The following is a 26,724-nucleotide window of genomic DNA, read 5'->3' on the forward strand; positions in this document are numbered from 1 at the left end:
ACCCGTCTCAGCGTGCAAGCCCATTGATGAAAGGGACGCGTTGTGCCACTGTTCCGGCCAGTTTGAGTTCGTCGTATTCTGCGTCTATTGGAAGTACTGCGAGCGCTAAGCCTTCGGCAACGCTGGCCACCTGGCCGATATCGACCCCTGCGCTTTTGACCGTCTCGCCTGGCTGCACAGGAGTAGTGATGCTAAGTAGCTGAGCCCGGCGTTTCGCCTTGCCTAGGAAGTGAGTACGCGCAACGATCTCCTGCCCGGGATAGCAACCTTTGCGTACACTGTAGGCGTTCAGTCGGTCTAGACCGATCTGTTGTGGTGTCCATTGCGCGCGCTGGTTTGCGTCCAGGCGGGGCAGCCCCAGTTGTAAATCTGTCGTGCGCCACTGCGCCTCGAACGCAGGTGCCGGTCGCGACACGGCGGCAGCTGGTACCAGTAGCAGTCGTCTTGGTAGTGTGATTCCGCTAACATCCAGCTCTGTTATTTCGTTGAGTTGTGCTGCTTGTGTGCCTGTGGCTTGTACCGGTGTGTCGTAAGTGCCGGTTGCAATGAGATCCCGCTCCACAGCGATCTGTACCTTACGACGCAGGATATAGCGCTGCAGTTGTGTGGCCATCATCGCCGCTTCCCCGTCGGGTAGGATCAACAGTACTTTGTCCTCAGTAGGGCGATATAGGGCGAACAGCGCAGTGACACGTCCCTTCGGAGTCAGCCAGGCACTCCAGTGCCACTTGCCGATCACTAGGCCTCGTACATCGCTGCTGAATTGGGCGTGGGCGAAACTCAGTGTATCGGAGCCTGAAATGCGCAGAATTTCATACGAGGAGAGGGGAAGGAGTACCTGTCCGTTGCTTTGAAGGTTGCCAGTCACTGGAGGAGAGGAATAAAATTACACGTGGTTTCCAGACCATTATAGGTATAGACCAAACAACCTTGTGGGTTCATTAGTCACTTACCATGTAATTCGTTAATATAATTTATATACATCCCGTTTATATCCAAGACAACGAGCTATAATCGACGTTTTCAATGGCATTAACCAGGACGAGTTGATTCTGAATTGATGCGTTAGCAGGATTCAGAATACAAAAAGCTTCAGTGTGTTGTGTGGCTGTGTGATTTTTTGATGTCAGGTAGGTATTCCGAGTTGCAAAACCTTATTGACAAGAAATGTGTGTCCTCTGTGTATCACGTTCCCTTGGACTCAGGGCTAAGTGAGGTTGTCGATATGCAGCAAACATATGATTTAGAAGAGATTGGTGGGCGTGGCGGATTGGATCCTGTTCGTTATGGGGATTGGGAAAAAAACGGGCGCTGTATTGATTTCTGATTGCAGTTTCAGTCAACGCGGCCAATGTGCTGCCCAGCCGGGATAATGAGTTCTACCATGGTCACCCGAGAACGTCCTCTTTCACCTCATCTGCAGATTTACCGCTGGCAGGTGCAAATGGTAACGTCGATTCTGCATCGTGCTACCGGTGTCTTCCTTTCCCTGGGAGTTCTCGTCATCGCTGCAGGTTTGTTGGCGCTGATGTTTGGCTCGGGAGCCTGGGATTGCTTCCGCAGTTGCCTCGATCTTTGGTACGGCCAATTTTTCCTGTTGTTGTGGACTTGGTGCTTCAGTTACCACTTGTGCAATGGTATTCGGCATATTGTTCAGGACTTTGGCTACGGTTTTAGCGTCAGCAACTTTGTTCGTTCAAGTTGGGCTTCGGTACTCGGTAGCATAGTAATAACCGCTGGAGTCTGGGCCTATGTGATTTCTAGTCGGGGTGTTGTATGAGTCGTTACCGTACACCACTCAAAAATGTGCGTGGTCTAGGTGCTGCTAAGGCAGGGACGGGGCATTTTGTGTTGCAGCGTCTCACTGCGACTGCATTGGTATTGCTGGCAGTATGGTTTTTATCGTTTTTGCTCAGTTTGCTCGGCGTCGACTATCTGACAGCTACGGCAGCCGTGGCCAAACCTTGGAATGCAGTATTGCTCATTGGCTTCATGATTGCTGCATTTTGGCATGCGCAGCTCGGTGTGCAGGTGGTACTTGAGGACTACATCCACAATTCGTTTCTGGCTTTGGTACTCCAGACGATGGTGAAGTTCATCGCTTTGCTTGGTACTGTCGTCAGCGTTTTTGCAGTAGTTCGTATCGCGCTCGGGAACTGATAATTTGATGTCCTATTACAAAATCACCGAACACAAATATGACATGGTTGTCGTTGGTGCTGGCGGCGCCGGCCTACGTGCCACGTTCGGTTTGGCTCAGAAAGGCTTACAGACTGTCTGCCTGACAAAAGTATTCCCGACTCGTTCGCATACCGTCGCTGCGCAAGGTGGTATCTCCGCTGCGCTTGGCAACATGGGAGAAGATGACTGGCGTTACCATTTTTATGACACTATCAAGGGCTCAGACTGGCTGGGTGATCAGGATGCGATTGAGTACATGTGCCGTGAGGCGATCCCGGCGATTATCGAACTGGAACACTATGGTGTCCCGTTCTCGCGTACTGAAGATGGCAAGATTTACCAGCGGCCATTTGGTGGTATGACCACACGTTACGGTGAGGGACCGCCGGCACAGCGTACCTGCGCTGCAGCTGACCGAACTGGCCATGCCATGTTACATACCTTGTACCAGCAAGCGTTGGCGCACGATGCGCGCTTCATGATTGAGTATTTCGCACTTGATCTGATCTTTGACAACGAGGGTGTGTGTTGCGGTGTGTTGGCATTGGACATAGCTGAGGGTTCCTTGCACTTGTTTCGTGCCCAGGGAGTGGTACTGGCCACCGGAGGCTACGGCCGCACGTACTTCAGCGCGACCTCCGCTCATACCTGTACTGGTGACGGTGGTGGCTTGGTGATGCGCGCTGGTTTACCGATGCAGGATATGGAGTTTGTGCAGTTCCATCCCACAGGAATCTATGGGGCTGGCTGCCTAATCACTGAAGGAGTACGTGGCGAGGGTGGTATCTTGCGTAACTCCAATGGGGAGCGCTTCATGGAGCGCTATGCACCACATTACAAGGATCTGGCTTCTCGCGATGTGGTGAGTCGCTCGATGACCATCGAGATCCGAGAGGGTCGCGGCGTTGGCGAGCGCAAAGACCATATCCTGCTTGATCTGACTCATTTGGGTCCGGACGTGATTCACGAGAAATTGCCTGGCATTGCTGAGAGTGCACGTATCTTTGCTGACGTGGATGTGACCAATCAGCCGATTCCGGTGCTGCCAACCGTCCACTACAACATGGGTGGTATTCCAACCAATTACCATGGCGAAGTGGTGCGTAAGGTTGGAACTGATCCAGATGCAGTGGTGCCGGGCCTATACGCGGTTGGCGAAGCTGCTTGTGTGTCGGTGCACGGTGCTAACCGTTTGGGCTCGAATTCGCTGCTCGACCTTGTGGTGTTTGGTCGTGCGGTGGCCAACCGCTGTGCCGAGACAATCAAACCGAGTCAGCCCCATAAGGTATTGCCGTCCGATGTGTGCGACAAGGCACTAGGGTTGCTTGATAAACTTCGTCATGCTGACGGTTCCACGCCGACAGCGGTGATTCGTGACAGGATGCAACGTACCATGCAGTCTGATGCGGCTGTGTTTCGCACGAGCAAGACGTTGAAAGAGGGGTGCGAGAGTATGAATGAGATCTTTGCCTTGTTCGAGGACGTCAAGGTTTCCGATCGTTCCCTCGTTTGGAATTCTGATCTGATCGAGACCTACGAGCTGCACAATCTGTTGTTAAACGCAGTGGCGACGATTAACTCCGCTGAACAGCGCAAGGAAAGCCGTGGTGCTCATGCTCACGAAGATTATCCAGATCGTGATGATGAGAACTGGCAGAAACACACGCTGGTCAGTGTTGACGAAAAGGGTGCATGCAGTTTCGACTACCGTCCGGTGCACATGTACACGCTCAGCAAAGACGTGGATGTGGTGCCGCCCAAGCCTCGCGTCTACTGATCTAGCCGGATACCAATGCCATGGCAGAGTTCACTCTCCCTAAGAATTCAAAGATCGGCAAGGGTATGCATTTCCCGGCCAAAACCGGTACCAAAAATGTCCGCAACTTTAGGATCTATCGCTGGAATCCGGATGATGGTGTGAATCCGCGTACCGATACCTACGAGATCGATCTGGATACATGCGGCCCGATGGTTTTGGACGCTTTGATCAAGATCAAAAATGAGATCGACCCAACCCTGACGTTCCGTCGTTCTTGCCGTGAAGGTATCTGCGGCTCATGTGCGATGAACATTGATGGGACCAACACGTTAGCTTGCACAAAGGCTATCGGCGCATGCACCAAATCTGAGATTCCAATCTATCCGTTGCCTCACATGAACGTGATCAAGGATTTGATCCCGGACTTGACTCACTTTTATGCGCAGTACGCTTCAATTAAGCCCTGGATCCGTACTCAGACCCCGCCACCGCCTGATCGTGAGCGGTTGCAGTCGCCGAAGGATCGTAAAAAGCTTAATGGTCTGTATGAGTGTATTTTATGCGCCTGCTGCTCGACGAGTTGTCCGAGCTACTGGTGGAACGGTGAGCGCTATTTGGGCCCGGCGATTTTGTTGCAAGCTTACCGCTGGATCATCGATTCACGTGATGAGGATACTGGCACGCGTTTGGATGATCTCGAAGATCCGTTCAAGCTGTATCGCTGCCATACCATCATGAATTGTACGCGAACCTGTCCGAAGGGATTAAATCCTGCGCAGGCGATTGCCGAGATCAAAAAACTGATGATGGTCCGTCGCGCCTGAATCGAAGGAATGCGAATAGGATGTAGTGGCCGCGAAACGGGAGTGTTGTTGGCCTTGGGTTGAAGCCTCTGGCGGTTTCGCTATTGCGGGTGTCGGTACGCCACTGCGGAGGAACCGGAGATGGATGAAGTGGCTGAATTGAACAAACTGCGCTGGCGTAGCCGGCGTGGTATGCGTGAATTGGATCACATGTTCGGCCGCTATCTTGCACATCGCTGGCCACAAGCCCCTGAGACTGAGCGTGGTGTTTTCCTACGGTTTTTAGATTGTGAGGACGATAAATTGTGGCGCTGGTTTATGGGGTACGAGGTTTGTCTGGATGCGTCGTTTGCCGCTCTCATCATTACCATGCGGGCCTTGCCTGCTTGAGTGGTCGCCGTCTCGCTGGCTGTTGGTTGCGCTGTTTGCTTTGACGCTGCTGGCTTGCATTGCGTTGGTACGGTGTGACGTAGGTACTACGTTGCGTTGGATCGGTATCTTCTTAGTTGCATGCGGTGGTGCTTGGGAATTGCGTTGTGTTGCTTGTCAACCTTGCTGTGCCTTGCTGATCCCTGATGGTAATGTACCAGCCCTGGTAGACGGGATGTTGGTTGTAGATTTGCGCGTCTCCTGGTACGGCCCTTTGGTGACTGTATCCTGGTGTGTCCCGGACAGCCGCCGTATGCGCCTCTTGTTCTGGCCGGATATATTGCCGGCGGCGATGCGGCGTGAGTTGCGGTTGGTCATGCGTGCTCGTCAACTTCCGTCCCAGATACCGTCGATGGCACCATAGCCGTTTTTTATCACTTGGGTTCCAATGTTCAACCCACTTTCCGTTGCGATCGGTCTCCGTTATTTGCGTGCCAAGCGGCGCAATGGTTTCATCTCGTTTATCTCGATGGCTTCGATCCTGGGTATTGCCCTGGGTGTCACTGTCCTGATTACTACCTTGGCAGTGATGAGCGGCTTCCAAAAGGAAATTCGCGACCGACTGCTCCAAATGGCTGCGCATGCAACGGTCAGTGCGCAGGGAGCGCCGATGCATGATTGGCAGCATGCGGTCACGGTGGCGATGGCTGATCCGCGCGTGGCTGGTGCTGCGCCGTACATCGAGAGTGAAGCGTTGCTCCAGGGGCAGCGTCAGCAGCCGGCGGCGGTGCGTGGCATCGTGCCCGACCAGGAGGTTAAGGTTTCGGTGTTGGCGCAAAAATTGAAGGTTGGTTCGATCGATAGTCTCAAGCCAGGGGAGTACAACATTCTCCTTGGTAAGGAGTTAGCGTTGTGGTTAGGGGTAGATGTTGGTGACAGCGTGATAGTGCTCCTCAGTCAAACTCAGACCACTCCAGTTGGGACGATGCCGCGGATGAAGCGCTTTACCGTCAGTGGCCTGTTTGAAGTTGGCTACAACGAAATCGACCGTGGCTTAGCTGTGGTCAACATGGAGGATATGCAGAAGGTCATGCGGATGGACGGTGTAACCGGTGTGCGTCTGAAATTGCACGACATGGATCATGCTTGGAACGTAGCACGCGACTTGGCGGTCCACCTAGATGGACCATATTTGGTGAGCGACTGGACTCGCGAGAATGCCAATCTCTACAGTTCATTGAAGATGGAAAAAACGGTGATGGGTATCTTGTTGTCGCTGATCATCGCGATGGGTGCCTTCAACTTGGTTTCCTCGCAGGTAATGCTGGTGACTGATAAGCAAGCCGATATCGCCATCCTGCGTACCTTGGGTTTGTCGCCAGTTGGAGTGATGCGGGTGTTTATGGTGCAGGGTTCGTTGATCGGCGTCATCGGTACGTTCTCTGGTGTGATCGGTGGTGTGGTACTTACTTGGAATCTGGAGCGAATTCTGAAGTTGATTGAATCCACTTTTAACATCACTCTGCTGCCGGAAGATGTTTATTACATCACTGGTCTGCCGACCGACATGCAGTTCCCCGATGTGGTGGTGATTACTCTGGTCGCGCTGGCCATGAGTTTCATGGCGACCTTGTACCCGGCGTGGCGTGCGGCCAGGATTCAGCCAGCAGAGGCGCTGCGCTATGAATGAGCATGGCACAACGCTTGCTTTGACAGGACCTGTGATTCGAGCCGAACGCCTTGGCAAAACCTATTCTGAGGGCAAGTTGCGTACCCCAGTGTTCGATGGGCTTGACTTGCAGGTCATGCGTGGCGAGACGGTGGCGATTGTTGGCGCGTCTGGTGTCGGTAAAAGCACGCTACTGCATTTACTGGGTGGACTTGACGTTCCGACTGTTGGTGAAGTTTACGTCGCTGGGCAACGTATGTCGGCGTTGTCTGATGGTGATCGTGGTCGCTTGCGTAACCAGACATTGGGGTTCGTCTACCAGTTTCATCACTTGCTGCCCGAATTCACTGCGTTGGAGAACGTGATGATGCCGGTGCTGTTGTCTGGCCATAGTGTACGTGGCGCACAGATGCGTGCGCAGGCGTTGTTGGAAGCGGTCGAATTGGGGCACCGTCTGAATCACAAGCCAAGTGAGCTATCGGGAGGTGAACGGCAGCGTGCCGCGGTTGCGCGGGCTCTGGCCAATCATCCTGATTGTGTGCTTGGCGACGAACCGACTGGAAATCTCGACAATCGTACCGCCAGCACGGTATTTGAATTGATGCTCGAACTCAATCGTGCGCAGCAGACAAGTTTGGTGTTGGTGACTCATGATCGTGGCTTGGCAAGGCGTTTGGATCGGGTATTGGAGTTGTATCAAGGCCGCTTGCGTGCATTGGCCCCGGCAGAAGTCTGAGCGTGGGGCCCTCGTGTGCATATCTGCATGCGTTGGTTCTTCTCTTTAATTATTGTTACCGTTGTACAGCGGTGATGCGCCAGTGACAAAAGTATCGGTGGATATATGAAGTGTTTTGCGATGCGGTGTGTCAGTGTCTGTTGTGTCCTGCCGATTAAGCGTCGTTTCTTGGGAAAGAAAAAGCGTATTTTGTTTTCCTTCCATTCCTGATGAGTGGGGTGCTGTTCCCCATATCCACCACGATATGCCAACCATGATGAATGATGATATGGGTCCGTGAGAACGGATCGATCATGATGTGACGCAAATTCCTACAGTCGTATGTACTGTTATCCACTACGTTACTTGGTCTACGTGAACTAGGCTGCCTTCGACGGTCGCATCGCCAGTGCATGACGGCTGCCCGGATCTCAAGAAAGTGATCCGTGATCTTTCCCAAAACAACGGAGCAGCGGTGCGTGGGCTGGCGAGGTATGCGAGGGCAATCGGCTGCTGTCGAGGCCGGTGACGATATGAAAGCCGATGACAGGCACGTGTTGCGGCGATGGCGAGTTTACGTGTTAAGCGTCGCTCGGGGGGCAATGTTGTTGCGTTACTTCACGTTGCCGCCGTTGTTGCCGAGTGCCGTTGCGCTGCTGCTTGGTTGTCTCACTGCACTGACCTTGCCGCGATTACCGCCCGTATGGGTTCTGTGGATCTTCCTCTTTGTTGGAGTGATGCTCGCTGTTGCCCTGCGCCGTGCTAGTTGGAGTGGTGTGTTGTTGTTTGGTTTCGCTAGTTGTTGCTTGCATGGTCAGTCTGGTTTGCAGCATCAATTGCCACTTGCGTTTGAAGGGCGCGATCTTGTTTTGCGTGGTCGGATTGTTGATTTGCCGATTCCGGAGACTAGACGCACGCGCTTCTTGTTGCGGGTGGATACCGATCAGGATCAGGAACCTGCCTTGCGTGGTCGACTATTGCAGTTATCCTGGTATGACGAGGGTAAGACGGTGGTACCCGGACCACGCAGTGCGTTGCATGCTGGATCTGTATGGCAACTGCATGTGCGTTTGCGTGCACCGCGCAGTCTGGTTAATCCCGGAGGTTTTGACAGTGAACGTTACGCTCTGGCCCAGAGGATTGTTGCCACCGGTTACGTACGTGTACCGGCTATGGCACGTGAGGTGGTAGCACCCACGGGTGTCGATGCTTGGCGGGAACGTATGTCTGCTCGTATTGCTGAGGCGGTGCTTTCGGAAGCATCGGTGTATCTACGTGCGTTGGCGTTGGGCGATACCCGGGGTTTGTCCCAACAGGACTGGGAGGTATTGCGCGGTACAGGGTTAACGCATTTGATTGCTATCTCGGGATTCCATGTCGGTATGGTCGCTGGTGCTTGTGCGTTGGTTGTGTCGTGGCTGTGGCGGATTTTGCCAAGTCTGGGGCGGTGTTGGCCGCGGCCACTCGCTATGGCATTGGTTACGGTGCCGGCCGCAGCTGGCTACACCGTCCTGGCCGGAGCCTCGCTACCGACAGTACGAACCGCACTGATGATCGGCATCGTCGCACTGGCGCGCCTGACTCGGCGTCATGTCATGCCGATGCATGTTCTTGGGCTTGCCTTGTTCGTCATATTGATTGGGGATCCATTAGCCATTCTTAGTGCTGGCTTCTGGCTCAGTTTTGCCGGTGTTGCTTGGTTACTGTGGTGTATGCAAGACGGCAATATGGCACCTTGGCGTGGCTTCTTATTGGCACAAGGTGTTGCAACGCTTGGGTTACTGCCATTCACCGCGGGTTTATTTGGTCAGGTTTCGTTGGTTGGACCTTTCGCTAACTTGATTGCGATTCCGTTGTGGACCTTTGTAGTAGTACCGCTGGCCTTGTTAGGTACCGCGCTGGAGGCATTAGTGCCGGGGTGGGGCACTGCAATTTGGCATTTGGGTGGAACTTGTTTCGAGTGGAGTTGGCAGCTATTCGAACACTTGGCACAGACTTCTTTCGCATTGTGGTGGTTGCCTGAATCTGACGGTTTTGCATTGGGTTTGGCCTTACTGGGAGCGTTTTGGTTGTTGTTACCACGCTGCACTCCTGGCAAATGGCTGGCACTCTTGCTGTGGTTGCCTTTATTGTGGCCGGATCGTGAGAGACCACGTCCTGGGGAGTTTGAGATGCAGGTCCTGGACGTGGGGCAAGGACTGTCAATTGTGGTCCGTACTTCAGGTCATACGTTGTTGTACGATGCAGGTCCAGCAGTGAAGGAGGGCTTCGATGCGGGTGAGCGCGTTGTGGTACCGGTGTTACGTGCAAGTGACATCCGTCGCTTGGATGCGTTGGTAGCCAGTCATGCTGATAGTGATCACGTCGGTGGTTTGGCCGCGGTTCTGACGGCTTACCCGGTAGGTGTCAGCTACGCTCCGCCGGGCGCGCCACTTAACGTTGATCGCCGTTGCAGTGCTGGGGACAGTTGGATGTGGGATGGAGTGCAGTTTCGTTTCTTGCATCCTGCATCGCACTCTACGTATTTGGGCAACGAATCCAGTTGTGTGCTGCGTATCGACACACGTTGGGGCAGTGCTTTATTGACGGGTGACATCGGCAAAGTGGTCGAGCGTGGTTTATTGGATCAGGGTCCCGAGAATTTACGTGCTGATGTAGTGGTCGTACCGCATCATGGTAGCGCGGGTTCTTCCTCGGTTAGGTTTGTCCGTGCGGTTAATGCGCGTTTAGCTTTGGTGTCTAGCGGACATGGTAACCGTTTCGGCCATCCGCGTTGTTCGGTGGTGGAGCGCTGGCGTGAAACAGCAGAGGTGCTGCTCACTGCTCGCAGCGGTGCATTGCGGATTTGGATTGGGCAGCAGGGCCTGCAGTTACGCGAACGTCGTGTCTGGCGTCGTCGATTCTGGGATGCGGTCGAACGCCACCGATCCGCTGTTATCCTATCCGCTACTGAAGATGTATCCAAAGAGCGTCGGAGAAACGAGACATGCTGGAACTGGTAAAAGCTGGCGGCTGGCCGATGTTGCCGCTGTTGACATTGGGTGTTGTTGCATTGGCGATTGTGCTTGAACGGCTGTGGACGCTCCGTCGTAATGAGGTGTTGCCGTCGGGATTAGGCCGTGAGGTCCGTGAATGGGCTGTGCGTGGCAAATTGGACCCAAGCCATCTTGAGTCTCTGCGCCGCAATTCTCCGCTTGGTGCGCTATTGGCGGCGGTTTTGGATGTGAAAGGTGGCGTACGTGAAATGACGCGTGAACGTATTGAGGACACAGGGCGCCATCTGGTGCATCGCATGGAGCGTTTTCTGAATGCGCTCGGTACGATTGCTTCTACAGGTCCGCTACTTGGCCTGCTTGGTACGGTGGTCGGCATGATTCAGATGTTCCTGGGCATCCTCAATTATGGCGTAGGTGATGTGAACCAGCTCGCCGGAGGTATTGGCAAGGCATTAGTCTGCACCGCCACAGGTATGATTATTGCCATCCCTTCCCTGATTTTTCATCGCTATTTCAAGGGCCGAATTACTGGCTACGTGATTGAGATGGAGCAAGAGGCGATGCTTCTCCTGGATACTATCGATGGCCGTCCAATTGCCATTCAAGGGAGAAACGCCACTGAAGTGGTGCACCCCCATGCTGGCACCAAGGATTGACTAGATGCGTATCGGCAGCCACCGTCTCGAAGACGACCCACACATCGATTTGGTCCCGTTGATCGATGTGATTTTGGTCTTGATCATTTTTTTCGTGGTTACTACAACGTTCGATGCCCGTTCCACGTTACAACTTCAGTTACCCACTGCCAGTGACCAGCATAAGTCGGTGCCATCGAAGGCGTTAAGCGTACTGGTCAATGCGGATGGGCACTACTTCATCAATGATCATGAGGTATTGCGCACCGATGTCGAGTCGTTGAAGCGGACCATTGCTGACATTTCTGGTGATGACCGTGAACAGACGGTGCTGCTACGTGCTGATGCGCGTACTCCGTATCAGGCTGTGGTGACTTTGCAGGATGCATTGGGCCAACTTGGTTTCCGGCACATCGCCATCGCCACTGCGCCAGATGTCACTAAAGGTGGAACGGCTCGGTGAACGTCTTAGCAGGGGCTATGCGCCACGCCTCGCCCTGGCGGACGTACCGTCGCTTGCTGTCGTATGCGCGGGAGTATCGCTGGTTACTTGTCATTGCCGCGTGTGGCGCGTTGCTCGAGGCGATCGCTGGCTCTACCTTCCTGGCGTTGATGAAGCCGATCACCAACGAAACCTTTATCGAACGAAACCGTGAGGTGGCCCTGTGGCTGCCTCTGGTCGTTATCGGTTTGTTTGTGTTACGTGGTATTGCTGGCTATATCACCGATATGTCGATGGGGCGGGCTGCGCGTAGCATCGCTCGCGATTTTCGCGTACTTGTCCTGACCAAATATCTCCGTTTGCCTGGTAGTCGTTTTGATGCTGAGCCAGTGGCTTCGATGTTGGTACGGCTCGGTTCAGACAGCGAGCAAGTGGCACATGCCGCGGTCGACGCGATGAAGGTCATGGTGCAGCAGACTCTGCAGGTGATTGGTGCGTTGATGGTGATGTTGTGGTACAGCTGGACAGTAACGGTCGCAATCCTTTTGGTAGCTCCTCCGCTGGCTTGGGTCATGGACCGGGTTGCTAAGCGTTACCGTCGTATTAGCCACCATATCCAGGAAAGTAACGCGCAGCTCATGCAAGCTGCCGATCAAGCTTTAAGCAACTACCAGGACGTTAAAGTTTACGCTGCGCAAGAGAGCGAGCTGGCGCGCTATGCTCAGCTCGCCAATATTAATTTGAGTTTGGCGATGAAGGTTGAGTCGACTCGTAGTATCTCTTCTGCGGCGGTGCAGTTCCTTGGTGCGGTTGGGTTGGCAATGTTGCTGCTGATCGCTGGCCACGAAGCCTTTGCTGGTCGGCTCAGCGCAGGTGACTTTGTCTCGCTGATGACTTCAATGATGGTGGTTATCCCAGCATTGAAACAGTTGACTAACGTACAGAACATGTTGCAAAGCGGCGTCGCTTCTGCGCAACGTCTGTTTTCGGTGCTGGACAGCCCTGATGAACTTGATACTGGTATACGGTCGTTGGGGCGGGCTAAGGGTCTGATCGAGTTCCGTGAGATCGTCGCCCGCTATCCTGATCGGGCTGCCCCAGTGCTGGAGGCTGTCAGTTTTGTTGCTGCACCGGGTACGGTTACTGCGATCGTTGGTCGTTCAGGTAGCGGCAAGTCAAGTTTGGTCAAGTTGATCCCGCGTTTTTATGAGCCGGAGTCTGGTCAGATACTGCTTGATGGCTATCCACTACAGGATTATTTTTTAGGTGATCTGCGCCGTCAGATTGCGTTGGTAGGGCAGCAGGTACTGTTGTTTGATGGCAGCATCGCCGAAAATATTGCTTATGGCGAGATGTCTCGGGTCATCTCTGAGGAGATTGAACGTGTAGTGGTTGCTGCCAATGCTCAGGATTTTGTCAATCAGCTTCCAGAGAGATTGCAGTTTCAGGTTGGGTCAAAGGGCGGGCGTCTTTCTGGGGGGCAACGCCAACGTTTGGCGATTGCGCGCGCCATGCTTAAGGATGCACCGATCCTCATCCTGGACGAGGCCACTGCTGCACTTGATAACGAATCCGAGCGCTTAGTGCAGGATGCGTTGCGGCGCTTGATGCCGGAGCGCACCACACTTGTGATTGCACACCGGCTTTCAACGATCGAGCATGCGGATCAGGTGCTGGTGATGGACCAGGGGCGCATCATCGAGTGCGGTACCCATGTCGATCTGTTGGCACGCAACGGGCTGTACGCTTATTTGTACAGCCTGCAATTCCGCGAACGTCCAACATGAGTAGTAGACGTGCTCCCAGGATTCCGGAGTATTGGTATGGGCAGGTTCCGGTACCGCCATTGATGCGGTTCTTGGAGACCATCTATGCTGGTGTGACCAATTTGCGTCGTTTGGCCTATCGCCGTGGCTGGCGACGTCGGAGTGAAGTGCCGGTACCCGTAGTGGTGATCGGTAACTTGATTGCTGGTGGTACCGGTAAAACCCCGTTGACGATCGAAATGGTTGCACGTTTGCGTGAAGCCGGCTGGATTCCGGGGATAGCCAGCCGCGGTTACGGTCGCTGTGATCCTAAGATCCCACGTTGGATCCAGGCGGACACACCAACCGAATTGGCTGGCGATGAGCCGGTGATGATCGCTTGGAAGACTGGGATGCGAGTGCGGGTCGATGTTGACCGGAGTGCAGCAGCGCATGCTTTGGTTGCGGAAGGCTGCAACATCGTAGTTTGCGACGATGGCTTGCAGCACTATCGGTTGAGGCGTGATATTGAGATCGAGGTGATCGACGGTCAGCGTCGCTACGGCAACGGGCGTCTGCTGCCAGCTGGTCCGCTGCGTGAGCCGGTGGAGCGCGGTTGCATTTGCGATTTTCGTGTGCTCAATTTAGGCCAGGACAGTGATCGACCAGCCTCCGGGGCTGGTCCTCACGAGTGGCAGATGCGCTTGCACATTGACCATGTGCAGCCGTTGCAAGGGTTTCGACTGCGGTCGCTGGATGCCTTCTCCGGACAACGTGTGCATGCTGTGGCTGGCATCGCACATCCGGAACGTTTCTTTGAGATGCTGCGTCAGCGTGGTATTGGTGTGGTTCCGCATGCATTCCCGGATCATCACTTCTACCGGACAGAGGACTTTGCCTTCGGTAGCCGTCTCCCTGTGTTGATGACTGAGAAGGATGCGGTCAAATGCCGTGCCTTTGCTGACGATTGGTTCTTCAGTGTGCCATTGCGAGTCGAGTTGCCTGTCGCGTTCTGGATTGGGTTGTTTGACCGGCTTGACCAGCTTGTTTCCTGCTGAATGCCCTACAAATGTCATGTCTATATCCGCGCCGTGATCGCGATTGTTCTTCAAAACATTGAGGTTCTCTGCATTGGGCATCGATCATGTGAAATGAACATGCATGTGTCCGATCGCATCGTGGCAGGTTGTCTGTTGTTGCGTCGTCTGATCTTGACCCATTTCACGCACACAGCCTGTTGCGTTTACCATCAAATTGAGAGTGCAACAGGGGCCGGTAACGCATCAATTGCAAGCAAAGGCAGTTGCTGTACTTTCGGTTGTTCAGGTTATTGCCGATTGACGGGTTAGCTGATGATCACTCCTTCCAGCACAACGCTAAAGATGCTTTGCCTAGCTGGGGATCGTTCTGGAGCAGCGTCGACATCGCTCCATCGTGACTGATGCCCACCACTACATGGAGAGACTCTCTCCGAATACCTTTGGCAGCAGGACTGCTCGTTCAGCAGCATGGTCCGTATGTTGAACCAATAGTCTCAGCGGACAATGACACAGGGGCCTGATCTGATTGTGCAATACCTGTTCCTATGCCAACGCCGATGGTACAAAGTTTGACGATGGTGGCTATATCGCTTTTGCGTGCCTTGTGACCTCACCCCACGATGACCACTTGGCTAATCTCGTTGCAACGTGTACAGCGCGATCTCAATTCCTCACCAAGACAACTCGGCTTCCGTTTGCGCCACTCCTGTCTAGTTCAATGTCCTACCGGCTGTGTCTGTATGTCCCTGGATAGCCGTTGACCTCTCCGAGACTTGGAGCAGGGATGGCACATGCCGACATACGATGAAGCAAGCATCGCATTCGTTCAGGCCATGCCCCTGTGGGGGAGTGGCGATCCACGCACCACGCTTGAATCGAAAGTGTATCGGACGTGACGGCCATTAGCGGTATTTTGGATCTGCTTGTTTCCACATATGTAGCTACCATTAGAAGAGTTGCGTTCGCTGGCTGGTGGCGCGATGACTTAAACGATCATTGGTGTTAGTACTGACGGCTATGGCTTTCTTGAACGTTTGAATTTTTAAAGTGGATGTTTTGTGCCAACGTCCTGGTATCGACAGTGCGCTGATTGAGAGGTGAACGTTGCCGTGTTGGTGGTTTAATAGAGATTAGGCCCATGCTTCGTTGCAGCGATGCAGAGTGCCGGCGTCTTACTGTTGCTGTTTCCCCTGCTGTTCCAACGTTAGTCTTCTGATGCGGTTGGCTGGTCGAATTGACGGTTGTTATTTTGGTCAACAGGGATAAGGCGTGAGGCGTCGGTGTTAAGACTATCTCTGCTTATCGGTGTACGCTGATTGTGTTTCTGGAAGCGAGGCATACATGAAAACATTTCTGGTGGCCGGCTCCAAGGGGGGAGTAGGCAAGACGACGATTGCGACCAACTTGGCGGCGCAGGCGGCATTGCGGGGGGGGCGTACAGTACTGGTGGATGCGGATCCGCAGAAATCGTCCACACGTTGGATTGAGCGCCGTGCCAACCTGGACAATGGGGTGCTGTCAATCGATGCCAACGGGTCCCGCAGCTGGCGCAAGCACCTGCCCGGCAATACAGACTTGGTCATCATTGATGCCCCTGCTGGGATGTTCGCTGAGCATCTGGAGAATTTTCTTGAACAGGCTGATGCGGTGATTGTGCCAGTGATGGCTTCGGCACTGGACATTGAGGCAGTGGTGGGTTTCTTGAACACCATGGCTCAGGTGCCACGAGTGCATCAACGCAAGCTACCGGTTGGTTTGGTGCTTAACCGTGCTAAATCTCGGACTCAGACCACGCAACAAGCGATGCAAATGCTTGGTGATTGGCCGTATCTGCTGGTCGCGCAATTGCGTGATAGCCAGTTTTACGTGGTGCTGGCTGGCCAGGGACGTAGCGTATTTGATTACCGTTCTGCTCAGGCGCGTGATCATCAGCAAGACTGGAAGCCGCTGTTGCACTGGCTCAATAAGCTTTAGATAGATGCAGGATGTCGTGATGCGTGAACTGATCTTGTTGCGTCATGCCCATGCTGAGCCGGCTAGTATCGGGCAGACTGATTTTGATCGCCCGCTCTCGCAACACGGCATGATAGAGGCGGAAGCTGCTGGATATTGGCTGCGTAAGCAGCGCTTGACTCCTGATCGAGTGTTGTGTTCTCCGGCGCGACGTGCGCGTGAGACATTGGAGACAATATTGGCGGTAATCGGTTATGTCGAGCAATGTCTGGAGGAGCGCCTCTACGAGGCGACTGTGGGTACCCTGATGGCACTTGCCGATGAGTACCGGGAGATCGACCGGTTGCTACTGGTCGGGCATAATCCCGGTATGGAGCAGTTGGTCTCGCTGATACGCAGCAGGGAGACCAGTGAGTACCCTGGGATGCCTACGGGATCAATCGCATTGCTGGCTTTGCCGTTGAATGCGAGCATTGAACTGGGCATCACCTATCTGACTGCGTTCTGGTGGCCGTGACGCCGTGTCTGCGATCTTATGGATCTTTATTTTGTTTTCGGTGTTACCTGTATCCTGGGCTACAGCGCAGCAGCGATTGAAGCTGGATCCAGTGCATTCTTACTTTGAGTTCGAAGTCCGTACTTGTTTGGGACGGAGCATCAAGGGTGTGTTCCCACGGTTCGAAGGTGAAGTTGTGAGTCTGTCTGAGGAGCGCGAGAAAGTGAGATTGCGCCTGTATACAGCCGATGCGGTCATTCCTGGCAGACCTCGTTACACCGAATGGATACGTGGAGAGAATTTTTTTGATGCGCAACATTATCCAACAATCGAGTTTGAATCTCAGTACTATTCTCCTCGAGTGATGCTGCAAGGAGGCAAGATCAATGGAAATTTGACAATTCGTGGTATCAACCGGGAGGAAACGTTGCAGATCCAGCCAGCCACCTGCGCCCGGCCTGGTTACGATTGCGACGTAGTGAGCACTGGTGTTGTGCTGCGCGGGCGCTATGGCATGGAGAGTTGGCGGTTAGTACTTAGTAATCGAGTGACCTTCCGTTGGCGTGGTCGTGTGATCGAGGGGTCACCAAGTCCTTGAGCATGCTGATACGTCTGTTGTTGCTTGCAGGTATTTTGTTGAATATTGGTTGTGTCAGCCTGTCGCATGCCCAGTTGGATCATGCTGCCTTGGTTGCCGTGGCTGCGCGCCCGGCCACGCTGGATTGCCGCAGGCCCGATCATTGTGCGTTGAATTCACCGCTGTATGCACTCGGTCGTCAAGCGCTGAGTGAATCTACGCCTGCTGTACCGCTTCACTATGTGACCATTCTCGATAAAGGGGAGGATGCGTTGATCGCACGAGTGAATTTGATCCGCAGTGCTACCCGCAGCATTGACGTGCAGACTTACATCTTCGACAAGGACGATAGTGCGCGATTGATCATGGATGAGCTATTGGCTGCATCCAGGCGTGGTGTGCGAGTACGTTTACTGATCGACCAACTTTCGGCGATTTCCGATCTGAATATTCTGGGTGCTTTGGCTGGTGCACACGCTAATTTCCAACTGCGCATCTACAACCCGGCTTTTGGTAAAGCCAAACTGAACTATGGCGACTATGTTGCTAGCGTGCTGTGTTGCTTCCGTCGCTTCAATCAGCGCATGCATAACAAATTGTTGGTTATCGATGAGATGATCGGCGTGGTCGGTGGGCGCAACTACCAGGATGACTATTACGATTGGGACCTTGAATACAACTTTCGCGACCGTGATGTGCTTGTGGCCGGACCGGCGGTGCTGCAAATGGCGGTTAACTTTGATGCGTTCTGGGCGGCTGAGCGCAGCGTACCGGTAGAGCGCCTCAGCGATGTTGGACGCCTGTTACTGCGGGAGGGGGTGCCGACGCTGCCGTCAACCGTGTTCCGCCGGGAGCAGCGGGTCCAGCGCATTAATGCCGAAGCCAACGATCCGGACTATATCAAGCGCACCTTTGTCGATGCTGCGTTGCCTGTGAACAAAGTCCAGTATGTTGCTGACCTGCCGCAGAAGCATCGCTATGAGCAGAGCGCAAATGTGGTTTCCATCGCACCACGGCTGGATAGTTTGATTTCTGACGCACGTCATGAAGTCATCTTGCAGACTCCATATCTGGTGTTGTCCAGACCAGCACGTAATATCTTCCGCCGCCTTAATCGTACCCAGGACAAACCGCGTGTGGTAGTGGCGACCAACAGTTTGGCTTCCACCGACAATCCCATCGTCTATGCCATGTCTTACAAGTACAAACGGCGCAACCTGCGTGAGTTGGGATTTGACATCTACGAGTACAAGCCGTTTCCGGAAGATCCACCAATCGATCCGACGGATGTTGTTCCGACCGAGGTATCGAGCCTTGAGTATCCTCAGACGCACGATGACCAGGACCCTGCCTCTGCTGTCAAAGTATCCGGTGATGTAGTGAATGATCGTCAGTCACTCCCACTTGAGAATGGTGGTCAAGTGGATCAGCGTCTGTTGCGGACAGAAACGCGTCGGCCCTATAAGGTCAACAAGCCGTTGCCGGTGACCCGTCTGGGCGCACGCATGGGGCTGCATGCAAAGTCATTGGTCGTTGATCTGAAGGTCGGGGTGATTGGTACCCACAACTTCGATCCGCGCAGCGAGATTTACAATACCGAAGCTGTTGTGGTGATTGAGGATCCGGCTTTCGCTCGCATGTTGGCTTCTAGCATTGAGCGCGACATCGCTCCAGGTAATTCGTGGGCAGTGGCACCGCGGAAGAAGTTGCCTTGGGTCTATAGATTTAACTATTCGGTGGGCAAGCTATCTGAGGCGTTGCCTGTGTTGGACCTGTGGCCTTGGCGCTACGCGACCAACTATGAATTCAAACCCGGGCCGGATTGCCCAATTCCATTACCACGGCGGGACCCATATTTCATGCAGTGTTATGAACCCGTCGGTGACTTCCCCGAGGTCAATGTTGGCCCAAAGTGGCTGTTGGTGCGGATGTTGACCGCATTCGGCGCTGGGTTGGTGCCCATCTTGTGAGGTGCCGAGTGATTTGCTCCACTATCGCTGCTACAGATTGCATGGCGGGCTGTATCCCAGTGTTCCGCAGTATTTAATAGCTGGATAGGGATCTCATGAATTTCGATGTTCCATACATGGGTTCGGGCGACTTCATTCGATCGGTTTGAAGTGGTTTTGCATCAGTACCTTTAATGGATCAACCATTTTATTGAATTTAATAAAATTTATGGATTCCGTCTAAAAATAAGTGTGATATATGTTTGGAAGCCCGCACTATTATTGATGTGAGTTTTATTTTTTAGACAGCTATTTTGCATATTTAAAGAATCATTCTGCACACTGTGTGCAACTACTTTAATCCATCTGTACATAAATCGGCTGTAAGGAGCATGACAGCCTCTGATGATTGCATTGGCATCCATCAGTCCGTCCTGATTTTTTGTGCCTGAACGATTTTAGGTCGGGAAGGCAGCCTTCCAGGGATGCTTCCAGTAAAATTGATTCTTTGAAAATAGGGGCAGACAACTAATGACGGTTTTCACCATCTGCTAGGAAGGACTGGACATGTGATTTCATGTCACTGCTTTCTGAGCACGGCATCGAAACCGTCGTGGACATCTGCCAGATGCCCCTGTCCCGCAAGCTTGGCTTCTCGAAGAAAGCGTTGGCCAATGTGCTCAACCTCTCCGGCATTGAGTACGTCCACATAGTCGAACTGGGCTGCCCGAGGTCGCTGCGTGACGACTATCGTGCCGATGGCGATTGGAAGCGGTACACGACGAGTTTTCTCAGGTATCTGAAAACGCAGAAAGACGCTATCGTCGATCTGGTCAATTTGGTGCAGTCCTCAACCTGTGCGTTGCTGTGCTATGCGGCCGATTTCAATTTCTGCCACCGCTCAATGGTGGCTGATGCCGTCCGTAAGCAGTGTGGTGTGGCAGTCGAGCACATCCCGGTCAAAGCAACGACATTTGCCGGTCTTCAGCTCGCTTTCTCTTAGGCGGGTAGAACAAACTGATGATCAGCCACTTGTCTTGAAACCGGTGTTGATTGCCCATCAGAAACATCAAATCCTTGTTAATGAGGTCACTTTCCAGCTTGGCGCGGAACTTGTCTTTCCAACCTGTTGTGCAGTGCTTACGGTACATATTCCAGAACAGGACGCCCGCCTCCCAATCGACGATCTTATGCTTGTGCTCCTTCTGGAGGTCCGGCATGTCGCACACGTAGGAGTAGTAGAAGTCGAACGGTACCTTGCGTAGTTCCGTCACCTGCTGCTTGGCCTGCACTTCGGAAAATAAGTTGCCCTGCATCTGGGCGCGCATCAGCTTTTCTTTCTCTTCGTCCGTCCAATCCTTGTTACGCGCGTCCTTGATCTCAGATCTCAATGCCAAGGACTTTCTTCGGACGTAACGAGGCAATTGACACTCCTTTATCCTTGCGGGTCAGATCCATTTCGTCGTAGCTGCTGAAGGTGGGTATCTTGTCTATCCACTCCCGGCGTTCGAGGTCGTGACTGTCTCTTTTACCTCTAGCATGCCGATGTCCACCTTGTGGCTTTCGGGGCGGTGATCCACTGCTGCCTTTTCGACGCCGACCTCAATCCACTGCCATTTCTTGAACTGCTGATCCTGTTCAATCATCCGGAATGGCACCGGATACAAGCGGTGCATCACGCCATCTTGATTGATTCCCGCTACACAGGAGGTTTCGACGTGCTTGGTGAAGGCTAGGTCTTCGCCAGAATCAGGATGTGTTCACGTCGAACGAGCGCTATCCCTTGCCTCCCCCGTCTTGGATGTTGCATTTAGAGCGTTGCTTTTGGTATTGCGGCGGCGTATTTCGTAGGAGTGTGGTTGATAGACGATCATGAACGTGTTTGCTGCGTGTGACTTCTGACGTCACTCAGAGTGTTTCGAAACAGTTTTTGACGACGTTCTTGCGGACCTTATCCGGATGCCAGATTCTTCCGTTCATCGCGATATACACGCCTGACGATAGCGACTGTAAGGCACCGATTGCGCAACCGATGTTGAACTGGGCATCCGAGCCGTGAAAACGCGCTGGGTTTAGCGCGCCTGTGATCACGATGGTTTTGTTTGGGATCGATTGCAGCCGCTTGCCGGTTTCTACCATTGAATCGGTGCCGTGGGTAATCAGCACGTGCTGGCAGGCTTGTTTGGCGATCGTGCTGTGGATTAACTCGCGGTCGGCTTCAACCATGTGCAGCGAGTCCTTGCGCATGATTGGAATTACATTGAAGCGAAAGGCGATGCCGAGTTCTTCGAGGATCTGGGCAATTTGTGGGTCTCCAACCTGATAGTCTGATTTTTCGTCGAAGTAGATCTTGTCGATCGTGCCACCTGTGGTGACAATCAAGAGTTCTTCCATATGTTGTGGTTCTGTGAGCCGGCGTGTCCCGGTGATGTGTCAAAGAGGCGTTAATGATAAGCATTGTTTGTCTCTATTGTTGTTGCCTCAGTCGCTGTGCGAGATCAGCAACGCGTCGACCGAGTGCGCGTGCCAGTTGTGCTTCTTCGTTGGTTGGCTGTGGGTCGTTTGCGGCGTTTGCGACGTGGCTGGCACCGTAAGGTGTGCCGCCGCTGCGCGTGTGGTTGAGTGCTGGTTCGGTGAATGGGAGACCGACAATCAGGCAGCCGTGGTGCAGCAGTGGTAGGTGCATTGACAATAGTGTGGCTTCTTGACCGCCATGCATGGATGCTGTGGAGGTGAACACACCTGCCGGCTTACCGACCAGTGTGCCGTTGGCCCAGTCAGTGCCCAGCGAGTCAAGGAAATACTTTACGGGTGCTGCCATGTTGCCAAAGCGGGTTGGGCTGCCGAGCAATAGACCGGCGCACTCGGCTAAGTCTGTGGGTATGACATAGGGGGCTCCATGTTCCGGTACTGTTGGCACAAGTCCCTGGGTGACTGTAGTGACTGGTGGTACTGTACGCAGTCGCGCGGCCATCCCCGGTACTTCCCCGATGCCGCGTGCGATTTGTCTTGCAAGTCGTGCAACTGAGCCGCCATGGCTGTAGTAGAGCACCAGAATGTCAGTCATGTGGGGGCCTTTGTTGGATAGTGGAGAGTATTGAGCCTGTAGCGACGTATGTACATTGAGTCGCTCTGACGGGTGTAAGGTTGATGCAACAGGTGCAGAACGGGAAACATGAGCGGGATGCTGCTGCTTTGAGGATCAGTGTCAGGTGCTTTCTGTGGATTACTTCCGTGGTGGCCGGTTGTTTTAATGCTCCAGCGATATCCCCGTATTTGTGTTGTTACCGTCGTCGCAGCCTTGCGAGACCGAATGTTCACACATCGTCCAAAGGCAAGTGAGACGAATACAAGATAGCTGCTGGCGCATGTGTCGTGATGCGTGGAGACTCGGTGAAAATGTTCGATACGGTTAAACTTAAACAAGTGTTCAACCCCATTGTGTGGGTGGTATTCCCCTGACGATTGCGGCGTTCCGACTTGATGTTCGAGTGTGGTGTAATGCTCCCCTTGACAGTGCTGGATCCAAGCAGAAACATCCGTACAAAGGCATCGGTGTCTTAACCTGTATCGGCAATAATGGTTTTGCTGATGCTCATGAACCCAGTAATTCTCCTTATAAAAATGCATCACACCCTCTACTGAGTGTGTTTGAATAAATTTTGTTGATTTTTTCGTGTTTTGGAAAGCGTTTCGTTGGTTTAGTGGTAACGCTGAAGGTGCATTTTCTGAATCTTGAACGTGCTAGCCATATAAGAAATTATTGCTTTTTTTATGCTTTCAATCAGGGGACAGCGTCAACGTGTCATCGGTTGGAGTGAAAGTAATGTCGCGGTGTGGAGTATGTTGCGACCTTTGCCTGGAGACGCTGACGTTAGTGAATGTTGGGATGAATCATCTGGAAATTATTATTAAGTCATTGCTCGACACCGACCTGTATAAATTCACGATGATGCAGGCGGTGTTGCATCAATACCCGGGGGCGCAGGTGGAATACCGGTTCAAATGCCGTACACCTGGGGTGGATTTGGCGCGTGTCATCAACGAAATCTCCAATGAGATCGATGCACTATGTGCCCTGCGCTTTTGTAAAGAGGAGCTGGACTACCTGCGCGGATTGCGTTTCTTGAAGCCTGACTTCGTTGATTTTCTTGGACTGTTTCATCTGGACCGCAAGTACCTGCAGTTGCGTGCTTCGACCCAGGTGCCGGGCGAGATCGAATTGGATATCTGTGGCCCATGGTTGCATACGATTCTGTTTGAGGTGCCGTTATTGGCGATTATCAATGAAGTTTGGTTCCGCAATACAAGCGTGCCGGACTTCGACGTGGGCCGCGCGCGGTTACACGCTAAGGTACGTTTGCTTAAAGACCAGAGTGGTTATGAACAGTGCAGTATTGCTGACTATGGCACCCGCCGCCGTTACTCGCGGCAGTGGCATGCCGAGTTGCTGCCGCTGTTGGCGGAAGGGTTAGGTTCTAATTTCGTTGGTACCAGCAACGTTTACTTCGCCAAGCGGTATGGCTATACCCCATTAGGTACGATGGCACATGAATACCTGCAGGCATTTCAGGCATTGGGACCCCGCCTGCGTGACTCGCAGGTGGCTGGGCTGGAAGCTTGGGCCCGTGAGTACCGCGGTGATTTAGGAATTGCGTTGTCGGACGTCGTTGGGTTGGATGCGTTTTTGGGTGACTTTGACTTGTACTTTTGCAAGTTGTTCGACGGAATGCGCCATGACTCCGGAGACCCGTTCCAATGGGGGGAGCGCATCATTATGCATCTGGAGTCACATCGTATAGATCCACGTACTAAGGTGCTGGTATTCAGCGATGGACTTGATATGAATAAGGTCATGCGGTTGTACCAGCACTTCCGGGGTCGCTGTCGCTTGGCGTTTGGTGTGGGAACGAGTTTGACCAATGATCTTGGGCCGACACCATTACAGATCGTGATCAAAATGGTCCGTTGCAACGGTCAGCCAGTGGCTAAACTCAGTGATTCCCCGGGAAAGAGCATGTGTGACGATCCAGGTTACCTGCGTTACTTGCGTCAGGTGTTTGGATTATCGGCTGATGCTTGATGTTGTATGAGCCCCGGCTGTTGTGCCACGGTGTGTGGGTGACAGTGTTGTTGCGTTTCTCAGCCAAGATTGAGTGAGGATGCAGTTCTTGTGTAGGGGGTGTGTTGGTCTGCTGAGGACCTTCATTAATGCTTCTAGCGGATTCCAAGTGGTGAGTTGCTGTGTCAGTCTGTTGATGTTGCTTTGCTTCCAGAGCAAGGCCGGATTGGCAAGCGGGCGTTGGCTTGCAAGCGGAGGCTGGCGTGAAGCCGCTACCCAAGGAGCGACTCTTAAATCTTAGACTGTATTGACATTCGTTTTTTGCGCTTTGAGGATGAATAACCATTCTAAGCCATCTTGCCTCGGCTGATATGTGCTGCGCCGTGTCCAATGGAGAATGCTTTATATTTCCTTGACAGGGCGAGAGCAGCAATCCGCAGGTCAAGTTACCTTGGATGGCTGTCATTTTGTTGGTACAGCGCTTCTGGTGTTGTGCTCAAAGGGCCTGTTGGAGTGACTTGTCGCCATGCTATATGAATCTGAAAGAGGCTCTGTCAACGTTTCATCTACTGTGTGGCTAAGAATGTGTGGAAACGGAGATGCAGAAGGTTGATCTAATGTGATAGCAGCGTAACGCGTACGTGATGATCGACATCAGCATGATGTTCTTTCCAATTGGAATGACGTGGCAGGTTGTCACTTGCGTCTATGCAGCAGAGCGTTGCTTGGTCAGATTTGAACAGTGGCGACCCATGAGGACCGAGAATCATGAGTGCCATTCTGGCTAATGTTCATTCTTCCTGCTGAGTATCAGTGCTGTTGCGTCACCGCTGACGGCTCCACTGACTGTGCTGAGGTGTCCTGGAGTGTCCGACTCAACCCAAAGACAATGTTGTGCAGGGAGCAACCGGTGTCTTGCGGCCGCGATCCAACACACGGTGATGTTGCGTAGCGGTGTTTGCGGTGGTGTTCTGCAATATATGCACAATCGGAATCGGAGTTACTGTGGGAACCAGTTGTGTGAGCATCCTTACGTGAGTCAGATCCCCCTAGTTTGCTGCTGCTGTCATTCAGCAGAGAAGACGCATAGCGGCCAAGTTGATATGCAGCGTTCCATGTGGTGCTCAACTGATTTCAGATGGGATACTGCATTCACTCCTTGATGGACGATGATGTTTCTTGGTTACGCTATTGCTGTGGCTGAGTTGTTTTACATTGTTTCCTAATGATGCCAATCCTGAAAAATCCTGTGTATACGACGCAGGCGTGTGATCTGCCTTGTGCTGGATTACTCGGTCATCATGTGGAATAGTGCCGCGGCAGCTGCCCCCAGTACTGCACCGACTGCGACCTCGCGACCGGTATGGCGACCCAGCGCTAGCCTGGACCAACCAACCAGTGCTGTCGCTGTGAGTAGGCCGATAGCTACCATTGGCAGCTTATTGTTTAGTCCAGCGGCCAGCATACCGAAGCCGACGTGCAGCGATGGTTTGATCCAGTGCCGCACACTGTGTGCGGCCAATACCAAGACGATGCCAACCACTGGACCGGCGATCACTGGTTCTGGCATGTCCAGCGCCCATAGGCTGAGTATGGCGATGCCAAGCAGCAGGAGCAGTATTGGCAGGAGTTGGGCGCGTTCGTCTGGATTGGGAGCATCAACATGGCTCCAGTGTCCACGCCGAACTTGCCATAGACTGTAGGCCAATCCCAGCACCGCCAGCACCAGCGTAGTGCCGATTGCGATTGCTTTGACGTGCGCACTGGTTGGTGTATTGCTGAGCCCTGTAGCGATTGCTAGTGGTACCAGCACACCAGGATGGCCGAGTACGGAGATGATGCGGGCCAACATGATGCGTGTATTCATTATTGCTGTTGTTACATCTACCGTGGATCAATCGTCAGCAATGCTTTCAACCGATAGCATCAAAGGAGTGTGATGTTGCCGAATAACCGTTTCTGATACCCCTGCCCATACCCCCCTTTCTTCACCAATGGACGTGGAATGTTATGCGGAGATAGCATCCATGAAGTTGCTTAGTTTACGCTGCACCAATCATGGTCCACACTGAAACGCTACACTCATTTGAAGCCAGAAAACATACCAGAGAAATAGACGATGCGGGGTCACGGAGTCATGACCTTTCCGTGCTTTTTTCGTACTGCGACGTATGCGGGCTTCTTTTCTGCTCATAGAATCCCTGGATAACGCCGTTGCCTATAGTCAGGTTGTCGGGCTGCTTTGGCTTGAAGTGTTCCATACTTGCCACCACGGCGAACCCCGCATCTGAGTCATCTCAGACAACTTGATCCCACCAAAGTAACCGTAACCA

General features: G+C 53.1%; 26 protein-coding genes. 20 read left to right on the forward strand and 6 right to left on the reverse strand.

The features are described 5' to 3' along the window. Window positions 1–7: 7 nt before the first annotated feature. Window positions 8–811 (reverse strand): CAF17-like 4Fe-4S cluster assembly/insertion protein YgfZ, encoded by an 804-nt coding sequence (gene ygfZ / locus PLS229_RS02245; protein ID WP_038272077.1) that lies wholly within the window; start codon window positions 809–811, stop codon window positions 8–10. 309 nt (window positions 812–1,120) lie between these two features. Here ygfZ and PLS229_RS12535 point away from each other — a divergent pair, with 309 nt between their 5' ends. The 19 genes from PLS229_RS12535 to PLS229_RS02340 all read left to right on the forward strand — a co-directional run bounded on the left by PLS229_RS12535 (window position 1,121) and on the right by PLS229_RS02340 (window position 20,332). Beyond that, entirely contained in the window at window positions 1,121–1,327 is a 207-nt protein-coding gene (locus tag PLS229_RS12535) for a DUF1674 domain-containing protein (protein ID WP_114867206.1), read from the forward strand. 57 nt (window positions 1,328–1,384) lie between these two features. Then, a complete protein-coding gene (gene sdhC / locus PLS229_RS02255) occupies window positions 1,385–1,780 on the forward strand; it encodes a succinate dehydrogenase, cytochrome b556 subunit (protein ID WP_081755467.1) in 396 nt (131 codons plus the stop codon). After that, window positions 1,777–2,160, forward strand: a complete 384-nt coding sequence (gene sdhD / locus PLS229_RS02260; protein ID WP_038272022.1) for a succinate dehydrogenase, hydrophobic membrane anchor protein — start codon at window positions 1,777–1,779, stop codon at window positions 2,158–2,160. Before sdhC ends, sdhD begins: the two co-directional genes overlap by 4 nt. Window positions 2,161–2,167: 7 nt before the next feature. Continuing rightward, entirely contained in the window at window positions 2,168–3,958 is a 1,791-nt protein-coding gene (gene sdhA / locus PLS229_RS02265; RefSeq protein WP_038272023.1) for a succinate dehydrogenase flavoprotein subunit, read from the forward strand. A gap of 20 nt (window positions 3,959–3,978) precedes the next feature. Then, window positions 3,979–4,764 (forward strand): succinate dehydrogenase iron-sulfur subunit, encoded by a 786-nt coding sequence (locus PLS229_RS02270; protein WP_038272024.1) that lies wholly within the window; start codon window positions 3,979–3,981, stop codon window positions 4,762–4,764. Window positions 4,765–4,884: 120 nt separating this feature from the next. Further along, complete coding sequence (locus tag PLS229_RS02275) at window positions 4,885–5,133, forward strand: FAD assembly factor SdhE (RefSeq protein WP_038272025.1); 249 nt, start codon at window positions 4,885–4,887, stop codon at window positions 5,131–5,133. Further along, the gene (locus tag PLS229_RS02280) at window positions 5,084–5,536 is read left to right on the forward strand and encodes a hypothetical protein (RefSeq protein ID WP_230428497.1); all 453 of its coding nucleotides are present in this window, start codon (window positions 5,084–5,086) and stop codon (window positions 5,534–5,536) included. Before PLS229_RS02275 ends, PLS229_RS02280 begins: the two co-directional genes overlap by 50 nt. Before the next feature lie 24 nt (window positions 5,537–5,560). Further along, window positions 5,561–6,802 (forward strand): lipoprotein-releasing ABC transporter permease subunit, encoded by a 1,242-nt coding sequence (locus PLS229_RS02285; protein ID WP_038272028.1) that lies wholly within the window; start codon window positions 5,561–5,563, stop codon window positions 6,800–6,802. Then, window positions 6,795–7,517: a lipoprotein-releasing ABC transporter ATP-binding protein LolD gene (gene lolD, locus PLS229_RS02290; protein ID WP_038272030.1), complete on the forward strand. Its 723-nt coding sequence runs from the start codon at window positions 6,795–6,797 to the stop codon at window positions 7,515–7,517. The genes PLS229_RS02285 and lolD overlap by 8 nt, the downstream gene beginning before the upstream one ends. Before the next feature lie 473 nt (window positions 7,518–7,990). After that, window positions 7,991–10,498 carry a DNA internalization-related competence protein ComEC/Rec2 gene (locus PLS229_RS02295; protein ID WP_038272032.1) on the forward strand — a complete coding sequence of 836 codons (2,508 nt, stop codon included), beginning with the start codon at window positions 7,991–7,993 and terminating at the stop codon, window positions 10,496–10,498. Next, complete coding sequence (locus tag PLS229_RS02300; protein ID WP_038272035.1) at window positions 10,483–11,148, forward strand: MotA/TolQ/ExbB proton channel family protein; 666 nt, start codon at window positions 10,483–10,485, stop codon at window positions 11,146–11,148. Before PLS229_RS02295 ends, PLS229_RS02300 begins: the two co-directional genes overlap by 16 nt. Window positions 11,149–11,152: 4 nt before the next feature. After that, on the forward strand, window positions 11,153–11,590 hold the full coding sequence (locus PLS229_RS02305) for an ExbD/TolR family protein (protein WP_038272037.1): 438 nt from the start codon (window positions 11,153–11,155) through the stop codon (window positions 11,588–11,590). Window positions 11,591–11,607: 17 nt separating this feature from the next. Then, entirely contained in the window at window positions 11,608–13,356 is a 1,749-nt protein-coding gene (gene msbA, locus PLS229_RS02310; protein ID WP_038272039.1) for a lipid A export permease/ATP-binding protein MsbA, read from the forward strand. After that, the gene (gene lpxK, locus PLS229_RS02315; RefSeq protein ID WP_038272041.1) at window positions 13,353–14,372 is read left to right on the forward strand and encodes a tetraacyldisaccharide 4'-kinase; all 1,020 of its coding nucleotides are present in this window, start codon (window positions 13,353–13,355) and stop codon (window positions 14,370–14,372) included. Before msbA ends, lpxK begins: the two co-directional genes overlap by 4 nt. 1,323 nt (window positions 14,373–15,695) lie before the next feature. Continuing rightward, on the forward strand, window positions 15,696–16,328 hold the full coding sequence (locus PLS229_RS02320; protein WP_038272043.1) for a ParA family protein: 633 nt from the start codon (window positions 15,696–15,698) through the stop codon (window positions 16,326–16,328). Window positions 16,329–16,347: 19 nt separating this feature from the next. Next, the gene (locus tag PLS229_RS02325; protein ID WP_038272079.1) at window positions 16,348–16,824 is read left to right on the forward strand and encodes a SixA phosphatase family protein; all 477 of its coding nucleotides are present in this window, start codon (window positions 16,348–16,350) and stop codon (window positions 16,822–16,824) included. 4 nt (window positions 16,825–16,828) lie between these two features. Beyond that, window positions 16,829–17,401, forward strand: a complete 573-nt coding sequence (locus PLS229_RS02330) for a YceI family protein (protein ID WP_051482358.1) — start codon at window positions 16,829–16,831, stop codon at window positions 17,399–17,401. Window positions 17,402–17,403: 2 nt separating this feature from the next. Then, entirely contained in the window at window positions 17,404–19,350 is a 1,947-nt protein-coding gene (locus PLS229_RS02335; RefSeq protein WP_425511074.1) for a phospholipase D family protein, read from the forward strand. Between the two features lie 556 nt (window positions 19,351–19,906). Next, entirely contained in the window at window positions 19,907–20,332 is a 426-nt protein-coding gene (locus PLS229_RS02340) for a DUF488 domain-containing protein (RefSeq protein ID WP_200866205.1), read from the forward strand. On the opposite strand, the gene PLS229_RS11880 is transcribed toward PLS229_RS02340, so the two are convergent. The 4 genes from PLS229_RS11880 to wrbA all read right to left on the reverse strand — a co-directional run bounded on the left by PLS229_RS11880 (window position 20,289) and on the right by wrbA (window position 22,396). Continuing rightward, entirely contained in the window at window positions 20,289–20,726 is a 438-nt protein-coding gene (locus PLS229_RS11880) for a hypothetical protein (RefSeq protein WP_201745823.1), read from the reverse strand. The genes PLS229_RS02340 and PLS229_RS11880 overlap by 44 nt on opposite strands. Before the next feature lie 93 nt (window positions 20,727–20,819). Further along, window positions 20,820–20,975: a hypothetical protein gene (locus PLS229_RS11885; RefSeq protein WP_200866207.1), complete on the reverse strand. Its 156-nt coding sequence runs from the start codon at window positions 20,973–20,975 to the stop codon at window positions 20,820–20,822. 262 nt (window positions 20,976–21,237) lie between these two features. Further along, window positions 21,238–21,723, reverse strand: a complete 486-nt coding sequence (locus PLS229_RS02350) for an asparaginase domain-containing protein (RefSeq protein ID WP_038272048.1) — start codon at window positions 21,721–21,723, stop codon at window positions 21,238–21,240. A gap of 73 nt (window positions 21,724–21,796) precedes the next feature. Continuing rightward, on the reverse strand, window positions 21,797–22,396 hold the full coding sequence (wrbA, locus tag PLS229_RS02355; protein WP_038272050.1) for an NAD(P)H:quinone oxidoreductase: 600 nt from the start codon (window positions 22,394–22,396) through the stop codon (window positions 21,797–21,799). An 837-nt stretch (window positions 22,397–23,233) separates the two neighbouring features. Here wrbA and pncB point away from each other — a divergent pair. Further along, on the forward strand, window positions 23,234–24,412 hold the full coding sequence (gene pncB / locus PLS229_RS02360; RefSeq protein ID WP_038272082.1) for a nicotinate phosphoribosyltransferase: 1,179 nt from the start codon (window positions 23,234–23,236) through the stop codon (window positions 24,410–24,412). 1,267 nt (window positions 24,413–25,679) lie between these two features. Here pncB and PLS229_RS02365 read toward each other — a convergent pair. Then, window positions 25,680–26,258, reverse strand: a complete 579-nt coding sequence (locus PLS229_RS02365) for a phosphoesterase (protein WP_038272053.1) — start codon at window positions 26,256–26,258, stop codon at window positions 25,680–25,682. Window positions 26,259–26,724 lie beyond the last annotated feature (466 nt).

It is taken from the genome of Xylella taiwanensis, assembly GCF_013177435.1.
Lineage (GTDB): Bacteria > Pseudomonadota > Gammaproteobacteria > Xanthomonadales > Xanthomonadaceae > Xylella > Xylella taiwanensis.